Annotated in this window: 10 protein-coding genes and 2 pseudogenes; 10 read left to right on the plus strand and 2 right to left on the minus strand. The window is 69.3% G+C overall.

Translation table 11 applies throughout. The features are described 5' to 3' along the window. A pseudogene (locus J2X36_RS24485) lies at positions 1–95 on the plus strand (succinate--CoA ligase subunit alpha); the annotation flags it as partial. Positions 96–209: 114 nt separating this feature from the next. Here J2X36_RS24485 and J2X36_RS24490 read toward each other — a convergent pair. After that, positions 210–497: pseudogene (locus tag J2X36_RS24490) on the minus strand (MFS transporter); the annotation flags it as partial. Positions 498–790: 293 nt separating this feature from the next. Here J2X36_RS24490 and J2X36_RS24495 point away from each other — a divergent pair. The 4 genes from J2X36_RS24495 (at position 791) to fdhF (ending at position 7566) form a co-directional block, all read left to right on the plus strand. Next, positions 791–1483 (plus strand): GntR family transcriptional regulator, encoded by a 693-nt coding sequence (locus J2X36_RS24495; protein WP_132253040.1) that lies wholly within the window; start codon positions 791–793, stop codon positions 1481–1483. A gap of 430 nt (positions 1484–1913) precedes the next feature. Beyond that, positions 1914–2228, plus strand: a complete 315-nt coding sequence (locus J2X36_RS24500; protein WP_310354550.1) for a hypothetical protein — start codon at positions 1914–1916, stop codon at positions 2226–2228. A 531-nt stretch (positions 2229–2759) separates the two neighbouring features. Continuing rightward, on the plus strand, positions 2760–4478 hold the full coding sequence (locus tag J2X36_RS24505) for an NAD(P)H-dependent oxidoreductase subunit E (protein WP_132253045.1): 1719 nt from the start codon (positions 2760–2762) through the stop codon (positions 4476–4478). Positions 4479–4596: 118 nt separating this feature from the next. Beyond that, positions 4597–7566, plus strand: a complete 2970-nt coding sequence (gene fdhF, locus J2X36_RS24510; protein ID WP_405029852.1) for a formate dehydrogenase subunit alpha — start codon at positions 4597–4599, stop codon at positions 7564–7566. A 163-nt stretch (positions 7567–7729) separates the two neighbouring features. Here the strand turns inward: fdhF and J2X36_RS24515 are convergent, their stop codons facing one another. Further along, entirely contained in the window at positions 7730–8068 is a 339-nt protein-coding gene (locus tag J2X36_RS24515) for a hypothetical protein (RefSeq protein ID WP_310354553.1), read from the minus strand. A gap of 196 nt (positions 8069–8264) precedes the next feature. Between J2X36_RS24515 and J2X36_RS24520 the strand changes: the two genes are divergently transcribed. From J2X36_RS24520 to J2X36_RS24540, 5 genes are all read left to right on the plus strand, one after another. Beyond that, the gene (locus tag J2X36_RS24520) at positions 8265–9347 is read left to right on the plus strand and encodes an HD domain-containing phosphohydrolase (protein WP_310354556.1); all 1083 of its coding nucleotides are present in this window, start codon (positions 8265–8267) and stop codon (positions 9345–9347) included. Between the two features lie 70 nt (positions 9348–9417). Continuing rightward, positions 9418–9552, plus strand: coding sequence for a hypothetical protein (locus J2X36_RS24525; protein ID WP_310354558.1), 135 nt, complete (start codon positions 9418–9420; stop codon positions 9550–9552). A 255-nt stretch (positions 9553–9807) separates the two neighbouring features. Next, a complete protein-coding gene (locus tag J2X36_RS24530; protein ID WP_132253053.1) occupies positions 9808–10053 on the plus strand; it encodes a hypothetical protein in 246 nt (81 codons plus the stop codon). A gap of 311 nt (positions 10054–10364) precedes the next feature. Continuing rightward, entirely contained in the window at positions 10365–12335 is a 1971-nt protein-coding gene (locus tag J2X36_RS24535) for an acyl CoA:acetate/3-ketoacid CoA transferase (RefSeq protein ID WP_132253056.1), read from the plus strand. A gap of 119 nt (positions 12336–12454) precedes the next feature. Continuing rightward, positions 12455–14470: an elongation factor G gene (locus J2X36_RS24540; protein WP_310354562.1), complete on the plus strand. Its 2016-nt coding sequence runs from the start codon at positions 12455–12457 to the stop codon at positions 14468–14470. The last annotated feature ends 14 nt before the right edge of the window (positions 14471–14484 follow it).

A 14484-nucleotide genomic window follows, 5' to 3' on the forward strand; every position in this document is an offset into this window, starting at 1 on the left:
AGGACAAGATCGCGGCGATGGAGGCGGCCGGCATCCGGGTCTCGCCCTCGCCCGCCCGCCTCGGATCAACACTCCTCGAACGCCTCAAAGGCTGAACCACCCTCCGGGGGCGGGACGCGTCCCGCCCTCTCCGACGAAGACGGGGCGCCCGTCCGGAAACGGACGGGCGCCCTTCGTTCAGGGGCCTTCCTCCCAACCCCGCTCGGGGCCGCGCCGGCGCCCGTGCCGCCGATCGCGGCCGCGATGTAGAGGGTGGTCAGCGACTCGGCGTAGGACTTCATCACCCAGGCGATGCCGCAGAGCAGGCCGCCGAACAGCGTGACGATGCGCGGGCCGTACTTGTCGACGAACCATCTCTCGATGGGGACGAGCCAGGTTTCGGTGACGACGAAGAGCGTAAAGGCGATCTGGATCGCGGCGCGATCCCAGCCGTGGCGCTCCTGCATGGGGTTGACGAAGAAGGTCCAGCCGTACTGCATGTTCGCGATCATGCACATGCAGACGACGCCGAAGGCCAATTGCAGCCATCGGCGTGAGCGTACGCGAGCAGGCTGACGCCATGCGCGCGCCCCCGACCGGGGATGCGATCTCATGAATTGACAGATTGTATCTGGTATACCAGAATCTATTCCATGATCGGAGCCCGTGTCAGGCAGCACGATCGGGCAGAAACACGAGGAAGATCAGGGCAGAACACTAGGCGGTGTTCAGGCTTTGCAGTAGGTCTCGGCGCCCGTGCGTGGATTTCGCCGGCCTGCGGCGCGGAGCCGAAGAACGTTTGGGTGCGGTAATGGTGAAAAGCGATCAGTTCAACATCACGCCGATCGTCGCGAGCTCGAGCCTGCGGACGCTGGCGTACGAGGCGCTGAAGGCCGCCATCACCAACATGGACATCTACGGCCGCGCCGAGGAAGTCCGGCTCGACGAGCGCAAGCTGTCCCAGGATCTCGGCGTCAGCCGCACGCCCGTGCGCGAGGCCCTGACGGTCCTTGAGCAGGAGGGCTTCGTGCGCTCCGAGGCGCGTCGCGGCGTCTTCGTCATCAAGAAGACGAAGAAGGAGATCGTGGGCATGATCCACGCCTGGGCCGCGCTCGAGAGCATGGCCGCGCGGCTCGCCTGCGAGCGCGCAACGGACGCCCAGCTGAAATCCCTGCGCGAGATGTTCCCGGAATTCTACGAGGGTAGGCCCTCGGAGCACATCGACGAGTATTCGGACGCCAATATCCGCTTCCACCAGAAGATCATCTCGCTGGGGCAGTGCGAGGTGATCGAGGATCTGTCGAGCAACCTGCTGATGCACGTGCGCGGCATCCGGAACACGGCTCTGCGCCAGGGCGATCGCTCCGAGAAGTCGATCAAGGAGCACGTGCAGATCATCAAGGCGCTGGAGGCCCGCCAGAAGGAGGTCGCGGAGACCCTGGTGCGCGATCACGGCCTCGGCCTCGCCGCCCACGTCAACACCTACGGCGATTACCTCGAATAGCGGCTGCGACGGGGCGCGAGCCCCTGACCCTTCCCGCGACCGAGCGAAGGGGCCGCCGAGTTCGTTCGGCAGCCCCCTCTCCGTTTCGGCCCGCGCACGCTTGGAGGCAGGCAAGCGGAGGCGTGTGCCGGGTGCGGAGCACCCGATGGCAGGCGCGACGCCCATCGATCAGAGCGCCGGGCAGATTTCGAGGGCACGGGCGCATGTCAGGCTGGTATCTGGTATACAAAGCTGGTATGCACCTCGGGTCCTTCCTGAGACATGGGACTACCTTCAGCGCGCTCTCGGCAGGGAGCGCGTTTTTCTTGTTCCCTCGCGCCCCACGGGCAGTCTCCTCCCTCCGATCCGGGGCGTCGTGGAAACGAGAAGCATCCTCTCGACGTTGAGCGCTGCGGGCCGTTCGATCTCGGCGCGGCGGAGAAGGATCAGGATGAGCGATCACCGAAGTCACGAGGCGCTGGCCGATGCCGTCGCGGCGGCCTATGCCGAGGGGACGCGCCCTCCGCTCACCCCCGACCTCATCAAACAGGTCCGCACGGCCGTTCTGTCGGATGGCCTCGCGGGGTGCGATCCGGAGGACCCCACCTGCATCGACCGGATCAATAGGGCCCTCGATGCCTTCGAGGTAGCCCTTGAGGCGGTTGCCGGGCCGCGCCTCGTCGCGTTCGACCTGCGAACCGGGGCCGCCCGGATGGAGGCTCGTTCGGAGGCGGGTCGCCCCTTGCGGTCATTCGGGGGGCAGTAGTCCCTCGCCGGGGCGTCGGCAGGCCTTCGTCTCCCACCCGCGGATGGGTATGCGCGCGAGAGGGGTCAGGCATGCCTTTGCCGCGAGGCTAAGGTCCGCAGGCAGGTCTCCGACCCCGGTCAGGCGGTGTTTCTGACGGTGCGCACCGACCTGCAATAAATTTCCTGTCCCGCATTTTCGCAGTTTCGACCCGTTCCAAAGCCCGATTTTGAGGCAGGCACGGCGGGATCGACCGCATTTCTGCATCATTGTGCAAGAAATGTCGCATCGCAAAAGGAAATATTTCTGGTCGCAAGGATTGACGCACTCCCCACAGGAGAAGGTCAGGGACAGCCGCCGACCGCCAAAGCTTAAGTCTTGGAAACTTCTCGCCCTCTGAATCGCATGCTATGCCCCTCGCGGCATAGTTGGGCGCAGGCATCGCGATGGACCTCCGCTCGCGGCGCCGGACACCGACTTGACTCGTCCTGACGCGCCGCAACGGTCTGCAGCGACCCTTGTATTTTGTATGCCAGAGGCTAGAGTGGCGGGATGAACCAGCACGATAACTCCCGCGTCCAGCGGTTCGATCACCCCGGCCTCGGTCGCGAGCGTGCGAGGCCCGTGCCGAAGGGACGCCAGGTCGATCCCAGCGCCAAGGTCGAGATCGAGGCGCTGCTCGGCGACCGCTCGCGCCAGCGGGATCTCCTGATCGAGCACCTGCACCTGATCCAGGACACCTACGGCCAGATCAGCGCCGCCCATCTCGCGGCGCTCGCCGACGAGATGCGGCTCGCCTTCGCCGAGGTGTTCGAGACCGCGACCTTCTACGCGCATTTCGACGTGATCCGGGACGGCGAGGCCTCGATCCCCTCTCTCACCGTGCGCGTCTGCGACAGCATCACCTGCGCCATGCACGGCTCCGAGGACCTGCTCTCGGCGCTCCAGGCGGAGCTCGGCTCCGAGGTGCGGGTCGTGCGGGCGCCCTGCGTGGGCCTCTGCGACCATGCTCCCGCGGTCGAGGTCGGCCACAACTTCCTGCACCGGGCGGACGTGGCGAGCGTCAAGGCCGCGGTCGAGGCGCGGGACACCCACGCCCATATCCCGGCCTACGTCGATTACGACGCCTACCGGGCGGGCGGTGGCTACAAGACCCTGGAGCGCCTGCGCTCGGGCGAACTCGGCGTAGAGGACGTGCTCAAGGTCCTCGACGACGGGGCCCTGCGCGGGCTCGGGGGCGCCGGCTTCCCGACGGGCCGCAAGTGGCGCTCGGTGCGCGGCGAGCCCGGACCCCGCCTGATGGCGATCAACGGCGACGAGGGCGAGCCCGGCACCTTCAAGGACCAGCTCTACCTCAACACCGATCCCCACCGCTTCCTCGAGGGCACCCTGATCGGCGCGCACGTCGTCGAGGCCGAGGACGTCTACCTCTACATCCGCGACGAGTATCCGATCGCCCGCGAAATCCTCGCCCGCGAGATCGCCAAGCTCCCGGCCGGCGGCCCCCGCCTGCACCTGCGCCGCGGCGCGGGCGCCTATATCTGCGGCGAGGAATCGTCGCTGATCGAGTCGCTCGAAGGCAAGCGCGGTCTGCCGCGGCACAAGCCGCCCTTCCCGTTCCAGGTCGGCCTGTTCGGGCGCCCCACCCTCATCAACAACGTCGAGACCGTGTTCTGGGTGCGCGACCTGATCGAGCGCGGGGCCGAGTGGTGGAAGAGCCACGGCCGCAACGGCTCGGCGGGCCTGCGCTCCTACTCGGTCTCGGGCCGGGTGAGGGAGCCGGGCGTCAAGCTCGCCCCCGCCGGCATCACCGTGCAGGAGCTGATCGACGAGTTCTGCGGCGGCATGGCCGACGGGCACAGCTTCGCGGCCTACCTCCCGGGCGGCGCCTCGGGCGGCATCCTGCCGGCCTCGATGGGCGACATTCCCCTCGATTTCGGCAAGCTCGAGAAATACGGCTGCTTCATCGGCTCGGCCGCCGTCGTCATCCTGTCGGACAAGGACGACGTCCAGGGCGCGGCCCTCAACCTGATGCGCTTCTTCGAGGACGAGTCCTGCGGCCAGTGCACCCCCTGCCGGGCGGGCACCCAGAAGGCCCGGATGCTGATGGAGAACGGCATCTGGGACACCGAGCTCCTCGGCGAGCTGTCGCAATGCATGCGTGACGCCTCGATCTGCGGCCTCGGCCAAGCGGCCTCGAATCCGCTGACGAGCGTTATCAAGTTCTTCCCCGACCTGTTCCCCACTCCGCGCCCGATGGCGGCGGAGTAGGCGGGAGCCCGGCCGGGTACGCGCGAAGCCAGGGCCGCCGCCTCCGGCGGCCCCCACGAGAACGAGCCGCCGGTGCGTGCCCTCTCAAGGGCAGCCCAGCGGGCGGGAGCGGAACCTGATGAGCAGCGGCACCCAGAACAGCAACCCGAGCGGCACAGACCCCCTCGTGAAGGGCCCGACCGGCCCGCAGGACGCGGGCGGCCAGGGCTCCGGCACGACGGCGCAGGGCGGCTCCTACTCGCAGGGGCAGAAATCCGGCGGCCAGCAGGGCCCGGCCCCGAGCGGCACGCTCGGCCTGAGGAACATCCCGGCCGGCATTCCCGGCGTGGTGTTCGAGTTCGACGGGCAACAGATCGAGGCGCGGCCCGGCGAGACGATCTGGCAGGTGGCCCAGCGCCTCGGCACGCACATCCCCCATCTCTGCCACAAGCCTGATCCCGGCTACCGGCCGGACGGCAATTGCCGCGCCTGCATGGTCGAGATCGAGGGCGAGCGCGTCCTCGCCGCGTCCTGCAAGCGCGTGCCCGGCGTCGGCATGAAGGTGAAGTCGCAGAGCGACCGGGCCGTGAAGGCCCGCGCCATGGTGATGGAGCTCCTCGTCGCCGACCAGCCGGCCCGCGAGACCTCGCACGACCCGGATTCGCATTTCTGGCACCAGGCCGACCACGTCGAGATCAGCGAGAGCCGCTTCCCGGCGGTGGAGCGCTGGCAGCCCGACGTCAGCCACCCGGCGATGAGCGTCAATCTCGACGCCTGCATCCAGTGCAACCTCTGCGTCCGCGCCTGCCGCGAGGTCCAGGTCAACGACGTGATCGGCATGGCCTACCGCGCGGCCGACGCCAAGGTCGTGTTCGACTTCGACGACCCGATGGGCCAGTCGACCTGCGTCGCCTGCGGCGAGTGCGTGCAGGCCTGCCCGACCGGTGCCCTGATGCCCGCGGCCTATCTCGACGCGAACCAGACCCGCACGGTCTATCCGGACCGCGAGGTCGATTCCCTCTGCCCGTATTGCGGCGTCGGCTGCCAGGTCTCCTACAAGGTCAAGGACGAGAAGATCGTCTACGCGGAGGGCCGCGACGGTCCGGCCAACCGCAACCGGCTCTGCGTGAAGGGCCGCTTCGGCTTCGACTACATCCACCACCCCCACCGCCTGACGAAGCCGCTGATCCGCCTCGACGGCGTCGCGAAGGACGCGAACGATCAGGTCGATCCGGCCAATCCCTGGACGCATTTCCGTGAGGCGACCTGGGAGGAGGCCCTGGAGCGCGCGGCCGGCGGCCTCAGGGGCATCCGCGACCAGCACGGCCCGAAGGCCCTCGCCGGCTTCGGCTCGGCCAAGGGCTCGAACGAGGAGGCCTACCTCTTCCAGAAGCTCGTGCGCCTCGGCTTCGGCTCGAACAACGTCGACCATTGCACGCGCCTCTGCCACGCCTCGTCGGTGGCCGCGCTCATGGAGGGGCTGAACTCGGGTGCGGTCTCGGCGCCGTTCTCGGCCGCCCTCGACGCCGAGGTCATCGTGATCATCGGCGCGAACCCGACCGTGAACCACCCGGTCGCCGCGACCTTCATCAAGAACGCGGTCAAGGAGCGCGGCGCCAAGCTCATCATCATGGACCCGCGCCGTCAGGTCCTGTCGCGCCACGCCCACAAGCACCTCGCCTTCAAGCCGGGCTCGGACGTGGCGATGCTCAACGCGATGCTGAACGTCATCGTGGAGGAAGGCCTCTACGACGAGCAGTACATCGCCGGGTACACGGAGAACTTCGACGCGCTGAAGGAGCGCATCCACGAGTTCACCCCGGAGAAGATGGCGCCCGTCTGCGGCATCGACGCCGAGACCCTGCGGGAGACGGCCCGTCTCTACGCGCGCTCCCGCGCCTCGATCATCTTCTGGGGCATGGGCGTCAGCCAGCACGTCCACGGCACGGACAATGCCCGCTGCCTGATCGCGCTCGCGCTGACGACCGGCCAGATCGGCCGCCCCGGCACCGGCCTCCACCCGCTGCGCGGGCAGAACAACGTGCAGGGCGCCTCCGACGCCGGCCTGATCCCGATGGTCTACCCGGATTATCAATCCGTCGAGAAGGCGGCGGTCCGCGAGCTGTTCGAGAACTTCTGGGGCCAGTCCCTCGACCGCAAGGCCGGGCTCACGGTCGTCGAGATCATGCGGGCGATCCATGCCGGCGAGATCCGCGGCATGTATGTCGAGGGCGAGAACCCGGCGATGTCGGACCCCGACCTCAACCATGCCCGGCACGCGCTCGCGATGCTCGACCACCTCGTGGTGCAGGACCTGTTCCTGACCGAGACCGCCTTTCACGCCGACGTGGTGCTCCCGGCCTCGGCCTTCGCCGAGAAGGCGGGCAGCTTCACCAACACCGACCGCCGCGTGCAGATCGCCCGGCCGGTGGTGCCGCCGCCCGGCGATGCGCGCCAGGATTGGTGGATCATCCAGGAGGTCGCCAACCGGATGGGCCTGTCCTGGACCTACAAGAGCCCCGCCGACGTGTTCAACGAGATGGCGCAGGTGATGCCGTCCTTGAACAACATCACCTGGGAGCGCCTGGAGCGCGAGGGTGCGGTGACCTACCCCGTCGACGCGCCCGACAAGCCCGGCAACGAGATCATCTTCTACGCCGGCTTCCCGACCGAGAGCGGGCGGGCCAAGATCGTGCCTGCCAACATCGTGCCGCCGGACGAGGTGCCCGACACCGAGTTCCCGATGGTGCTCTCCACGGGCCGCGTGCTGGAGCACTGGCACACGGGCTCGATGACCCGCCGCGCGGGCGTCCTCGACGCCCTGGAGCCCGAGGCGGTCGCCTTCATGGCGCCGCGCGAGCTGCACAAGCACGGCCTCACCCCGGGCGACACGATGCGCCTCGAGACCCGCCGCGGCGCCGTGCACGTGAAGGTCCGCTCCGACCGCGACGTGCCGGACGGGTTCATCTTCATGCCCTTCTGCTACGCGGAGGCGGCCGCCAACCTGCTGACGAACCCGGCCCTGGACCCGATGGGCAAGATCCCGGAGTTCAAGTTCTGCGCGGCCCGGATCGGACCGGCCGTGCCGGTGCAGATCGCGGCGGAGTAGCAATCAGCCCCGCGGACCGGCCGGTCCGCGGGGCTTTCCTCACGATGGGGGATGCCTCACGATGGGGAATGCTCGGGCCCGCGTGGCATGGGTCCGCGTGGCATGTCGCGCGACCGATCCAGGGCGTGTGCCCGAACCGGGATCCGCCATCCGTGCCGCCCGCTCAGTCGGTCGCGTCGTGGAAGCTCAGGCGCAGGCGGAAGCCGTCGTGAACCGCGGCGGGAAGAGGCGCCGACGATTCTGCGCCGAGGCGCAGCGCGTAGGTCGCCAAGTCCGGCAGCGGCCGCTGGATCGCAGGGGCCATCGCGTAGGCGACGTAGGTCGTCAGGCAGGCGCTCGCCGCGATCTGGGATCCGATGAGCCAGATCAGCCAGCGGCCAGGCTGCCGGCGCCGCACGGCTTCGGGCGCAGGCGGCAGGAATGCGGCCCGGACAGGGGCAGCGGAGGCCGCGAACACGAAGGTGTCGCCGGCCAGATCGACGGACAGGGGCAGATCGCTCATGCCCGCGAGGATCGCCGATCTTCGCTAATGCGCCCTGAATCACAGGATCCCGCTCCCGTCCCGCGAACGGCGAAGGAGCGTGCGGCGCCCGGGACCTCGCAACGAATCCTTACACTTCTTCGTGTAGCCTGAAGGGATCCTTTACCCTCGGGCGCCGTGCCGACATCCTGCGGCGACCGAGCCGGACCACCCTCCCATGATGCGGGATGCCTTCGTTCTGATCGTGAGCGACCGACCCGCGCAGGCCGCCGGGCTCGCCCGTGGGATCGAGCGGGTGATGGCCTGCACCTGCCTGGATTTCTCGAGCCCGCTGCCCCAGCGCCGTCCCCTCGCCGTCGTGATCGATCTCGGGACGGGCACGGCCGCCCGTGCCGAGGCGCTCGCGGCCCGTCTTCGCGAGCGCCCGCTCCCGACCCTCGTCCTGACCGGGGACCCGACCGGGGACAAGCGGGCGGGAGCGGACGGGGTGGAGGCTTTCGCGGCGCAGGCGGTCCTGCCGGCCGCGACCCCGCGGGAGACGGTGCTCGCCCGGATCCTGGAGATGATCGAGGGGGCCGCCCGCGCCACGGCGGCCGGCGCCCGGCGCCTCGACGCGCGGGCCGAGGCGGCCACCGGGATCGTGACCGACCTGTTCTTCCGCGCCTCGGCCGACCGGCGGCTGCGCAGCGAGGAGGCCGACCGGGGCACCGAGACCGTGCTCGCCGCCGTCTCCGAGAGCGGGATCCGGGACTGGCTCGACGTGGTCTGGCGCCACGACGCGCAGGTCTACCAGCACACGCTGAGCGTGGCCGGCTACGCGGCCTCGTTCGGCGCGGAGATCGGGCTCGGCAAGGACGACCACCACCGGCTCACCAAGGCCGCGCTGCTGCACGACATCGGCAAGTCGCGCATCCCGGCCCCGATCCTGAACAAGCCGAACGGACTCAACCCCGAGGAGGCCGCGCTCATGCGCAGCCACGCCGTTCTCGGCGCCGAGCTGCTGCGCGCGCAGGGCGACATCGAGGCCGAGATCATCGACGTCGTGCGCCATCACCACGAGAAGCTCGACGGCAGCGGCTACCCGGACGGCCTCGCGGGAGCGGAGATCGCCGATCTCGTGCGCATGGTGACGATCTGCGACATCTTCTCGGCACTGACGGAGCGCCGGGCCTATCGGGGACCGCTCGCGGCGACCGAGGCCGTGCGCATCATGACCGGGATGCGGGGTCAGCTCGACCGCACGCTCCTCAACGCCTTCGCCCCCGTCATCGCGCGCTCCGCCTGCCTGGACTGGTGCTGACGCCCGCTCGATCTTTCGCCGGTGTCGCGCGTTGCCCCCGCCTGTCCCGCCAGTCGCACAGGAGCGCCGCATGACCGCCAACGATCCCATCCATCGCCAGGGCCAGAGCGTCGACACCGTCGATCAGCTCAGCAGCGTGACCCTCCTCGGCCTCGCGGTTGCGGGCGCCGGCATCGCCGTCGGCATCTTCGCGCTGATCTCCTGACCGCCGGCACGAAAAGAGCCCGCCGCGGCCTCACGGCCGGGCGGGCTCAAGTGCGATCAGGATCCTATGAAGGACTATGGATTGAACGCGCGGACCTGCGCCCCTAATCCCGGCCCTTCGCTCGCCAGCGAAAAAAACAGTCTCGAGCCCGCGGCTCTCGCCGCTCCTCTCAAATGATCTGGACAGGCCGGAAAGGCTTGTCGCATGATTCGCCTCAACAAGGCCGGCGGGAGCGGCCCGTGCGAGGAGCGCGACATGCGCGGATACTGGCTCTGCGACACGCCGCAGGGAGCCTTCCGGATCGAGATGATCCGTCTGGCCGGCCGTGACAGCTTCGTGGTCTTCTACGAGAACGAGCCGCTCGGCAGTTGCGAGACCGCCGAGGCGGCTCTGACGCGGCTTATCCAGGGCGGCACCCACAAACCCTCCTGCGGCCTCGACATCTCCCGCATGCCGCTCCCGACCGCCCTGTCCGGTTGGACCTTCGCGTCGGCGCCCTGAGCGCAGATGAGGCTGGGATTTCGCATTCAAAATACTGCCCGCGCCGGCCCCGCTGGCAAGTTTCGTTCAAGCGGACGCCAAAAATTACTGCGATTGCCAGATCGCCGCATCGAATTATCCTGAGAGCAGCGAACACCGACCCGGCCTCGCGCACGCTCGGACGTGCCCCGGTACACACGCGCTGGCCCGCCGCAGGCAGGCCGGTCCTCGCGCGGATCGCTTAGCGGACCAGGGCTCGGAAGAAGCCCGCCGCCGGACGCCCACGCCGAGCCTCCCGCTCAGCGGAGGCCAGGGAAGGAAACGGAACGCCGATGAAGAAAAACAAGGTCATCACGGCGGACGAGGCGATCGCGCTCATCCGCAACGGCGACGTGGTCACGACGACGGGCTTCGTCCAGAGCTGCATCCCGGAGGCGCTGCACGCGGCGCTGGAGAAGCGCTTCGTCGAGACGAGCGGCCCGCGCGACCTCACGCTCATCATGACGGCGGGGGCGGGCGACAGCAAAGGGCTCGGCACCGGCCGCCTCCACCACGACGGCCTGCTGCGCCGGGTCATCGCCGCGAATTTCGGCCGGATGCCGAAGGTCGCCCAGGCCGCGCAGGAGAACCGGATCATCGGCTACAACCTGCCGCAAGGGGTGATCTCGCAGCTCTACCGGGCCTGCGCCGCGGGCCAGCCCGGGCTGTTCTCGAAGGTCGGCCTCAAGACCTACGTCGACCCGCGCCACGGCGGCGGGCGCGTCAACACGGTGACGACGGACGACATCGTCAAGCTCGTCGAGGTCGATGGCGAGGAGTGGCTCTTCTACACTGCCACCAAGATCGACGTGGCCTTCATCCGCGGCACCTCGGCCGACCCGTCGGGCAACATCTGCATGGCCAAGGAGGCGCTGACGCTGGACAACCTCGCCCAGGCCATGGCCGCCCGCAACAACGGGGGCATCGTCATCGCCCAGGTCGAGCGCATCGTGGAGCAGGGCTCGATCAAGCCGAAGGATGTGCGCGTCCCCGGCATGCTGGTCGATTGCGTGGTGGTGGCCGAGCCCGAGATGCACCGCATGAATTACGGCGTCATGCACGACGCCGCGCTCGCGGGCGAGATTCGGGTGCCGGTCACCGGGATCAAGCGGATGGCGCTGACCGAGCGCAAGATCATCGCGCGCCGCGCCGCCTTCGAGCTGCCGCCGAACGGGGTCGTCAATCTCGGCGTCGGCGCGCCCGAGGGCATCTCCTCGGTCGCCGCCGAGGAGAAGGTCACCCCCTTCATCACCCTGACCACCGAGGCCGGGGCGGTCGGCGGCGTGCTGGCGAGCGGGTCGAGCTTCGGCGCGGCGACCAACGCCGACTGCATCATCGACCAGAACCAGATGTTCGATTTCTACGACGGCGGCGGCCTCGACATGACCTGCCTCGGCATGGCCGAGTGCGATAGCGAGGGCAATGTCAACACGAGCCGCTTCGGCGGCCGCCTCAATGGCTGCGGCGGCTTCATCAACATCTCGCAGAACGCCCGCAAGGTGGTCTTCGCCGGCACCTTCACCAATGGCGGCCTCGTCACGAAGGTCGAGGACGGCAAGCTGCGCATCGTGCAGGAGGGGCGCTCGCGCAAGTTCGTGGAGCGCGTGGAGCAGAACACCTTCAGCGGCCCCTTCGCGCAGGAGCGGAGCCAGCCCGTCCTCTACGTGACGGAGCGCTGCGTCTTCCACCTGACGAAGCGGGGGCTGGAATTGATCGAGGTGGCGCCCGGCATCGACATCGGCCGGGACATCCTCTCGCAGATGAGCTTCACGCCGATCATCGAGAACCCGATCCTGATGGACCGGCGCATCTTCGCCGAGGAGCCGATGGAGCTGCTGGCCGACCTCCTCAACCTGAACCTCAGCGAGCGCGTGAGCTACGACGCCTCGCGCAACCTGCTCTTCGTGAACCTCGAGGGCTGGCAGGTCCGCTCGAAGGGCGACATCGACGCCCTGCGCCAAGTCCTCGAGACCGCCTGCCTGAAGGCGGGCCAGCGGGTCAACTCGGTGATCAACCACGACGGGTTCCGCATCAGCGAGAACCTGTACGACGATTATGCCGAGATGATCGACTACATGGAGAAGTACCATTACCTGACCTCGACCCGCTACGCGACGAGCGCCTTCCTGCGCCTCAAGATGCAGGAGGCCCTGAGCAGGCGCGGGCTGGCGCCGCACATCTTCGAGCGCAAGGAGGATGCCCACGCCTTCCTGAAGGCGGAGGGGATCGGCTCGGGCACGGGCGAGATCGCCTCGGCGGCGTGAGGCGAAGGAACCGCGCCGGCGCGTGACAGCGCGCCGGACTTGCATTTTTCTGCCTGACGCGAGCCTTCCCGCACGGCGGTTCGGCGCTATGATGCCTTCCTGAACAGGGGAGGCGTCGCATGGCAGCCCAACCTCGGTGCATTGCTCTCGTCGGGCCGGCGCAGAGCGGTAAGACGGCGCTGCTCGAGGCGCTGATGGAGCGGGCCGGCTCGGGCGAGCGCCCGGCGAAGGCCGGCGAGGGCGCGGAATCCCGCCCCCACGGCATGAGCGTCGAGCCGGGCGTCGCCACGCTGAGCTATCTCGGCGATACCTTCACCATCGTCGATTGTCCCGGCTCGATCGAGTTCCTGCACGGGATGCAGGCGGTGCTGCCGGTCTGCGACGCGGCGGTCGTCGTCTGCGAGGCGGACGAGCGCAAGCTCCCGGCGCTCGAATACGTGCTGCGCATCCTGGAGGCGCAGGGCGTGCCGCGGCTCCTCTTCGTCAACAAGATCGACGCGGCGACCCAGAGCCCTCGCGAGACCCTCGGCCTCCTGCAGGCGGCCTCCGCCACGCCGCTCCTCCTGCGCCAGATCCCGATCTGGCAGGACGGGGCGGCGACGGGCTTCATCGACCTCGCCCTGGAGCGGGCCTTCGTCTACCGCAACCACGCGCCGAGCACGGTGATCGCCCTGCCCGAGGGCGAGTTGCCCCAGGAGAAGGAGGACCGCTTCACCCTGCTCGAACGCCTCGCCGACCACGACGACGTGCTGATGGAACAGCTGATCTCCGAAATCGAGCCCGACCGCGCACGGGTCTTCGAAGACCTCTCGCGGGAGCTTCGCGAGGGGCTCGCCGTCTCGGTCCTGATCGGCTCAGCCACGCGGTGCAACGGCATCGGGCGCCTCCTGAAGGCTTTGCGCCACGAGGCGCCCGCCCTCGCCGAGACCCGCGCCCGCCTCGGCATCCCGGACGAGGGACCGGCGCTCGCCCAGGTGATCCAGACCCGCCACACGGGTTTCGGCGGCAAGCTCTCGGTCGGCCGCGTCCTGCGGGGAGCCTTCCAGGAGGGCGAGGGCGTGACCGCCTCGGACGGCACGACCTCCCGCATCGCAGGCCTCGTCGCCCTGAGCGGCGGCCAGAACGGCCGGCTCGCCGCCGCCACGGAGGGCGAGACCGTGGGCTTCGGCCGGCTCGAGGCCATCGGCACCCGCGCCTGCTTCGCGGCCGGGAATAATGCCCCCCCGGAACTCGCCGCCCCGCCGCCGCCCGCGCCCGTCTACGCCGCGGCGCTGAAGGTGCGCGACCGGAAGGACGACGTGCGCCTGACGAGCGCGCTCGCCAAGATCACCGAGGAGGATCCGGGCCTCAGCGTCGAGCAGGACGCGGATCTGGAAGAGATCCGCCTCCTCGGCCAGGGCGAGATGCATCTGCGCGTGGCCGTGGAGCGGCTCTCGTCGCGGTTCGGCGTCGCGGTCGACAAGGACCGGCCGAAGGTGGGCTACCGGGAGACGATCCGCTCGGCCGCGACGGGGCGCGGCCGCCACAAGAAGCAGACGGGCGGGCACGGCCAGTTCGCCGACGTGCAGATCGCGGTGCGGCCGCTGCCGCGCGGCGAAGGGTTCCTGTTCGAGGACGAGGTGGTCGGCGGCGCTGTGCCCCGCGCCTACATCCCCTCCGTCGAGACGGGCGCGCGGGCCTATCTGCGCCGCGGCCCGCTGGGCTTCCCGGTGGTCGATCTCTGCGTGACGCTGACCGACGGCGCGGCCCACGCGGTCGATTCCTCGGACGCGGCCTTCCAGGCGGCGGCCCGCCTCGCCCTCGACGACGCGCTGCCGAAGGCCGATCCCGTGCTGCTGGAGCCGATCCTCGCCGTCGAGATCGCCACGCCCTCCGCCTACACGCCCAAGGCCACGGGCGCGGTGACGAGCCGGCGCGGCCAGATCCTCGGCTTCGACGCGCGGCCCGGCTGGCCCGGCTGGGACCTGCTCCAGGCGCAGATCCCGGAAGCCGAGATCTGGGACCTCATCGTCGAGTTGCGCTCGGTGACGGCGGGCGTGGGCAGCTTCACCGCCCGCTTCGACCACCGGGCCGAGCTCACCGGCCGCCCGGCCGATCTCGTCCTGGCGAACGGGCTCGCGCGCCGGGCCGGGTGAGTGGCGCGCTCGAC

It is taken from the genome of Methylobacterium sp. BE186, assembly GCF_031457035.1.
Classification (GTDB): domain Bacteria; phylum Pseudomonadota; class Alphaproteobacteria; order Rhizobiales; family Beijerinckiaceae; genus Methylobacterium; species Methylobacterium segetis.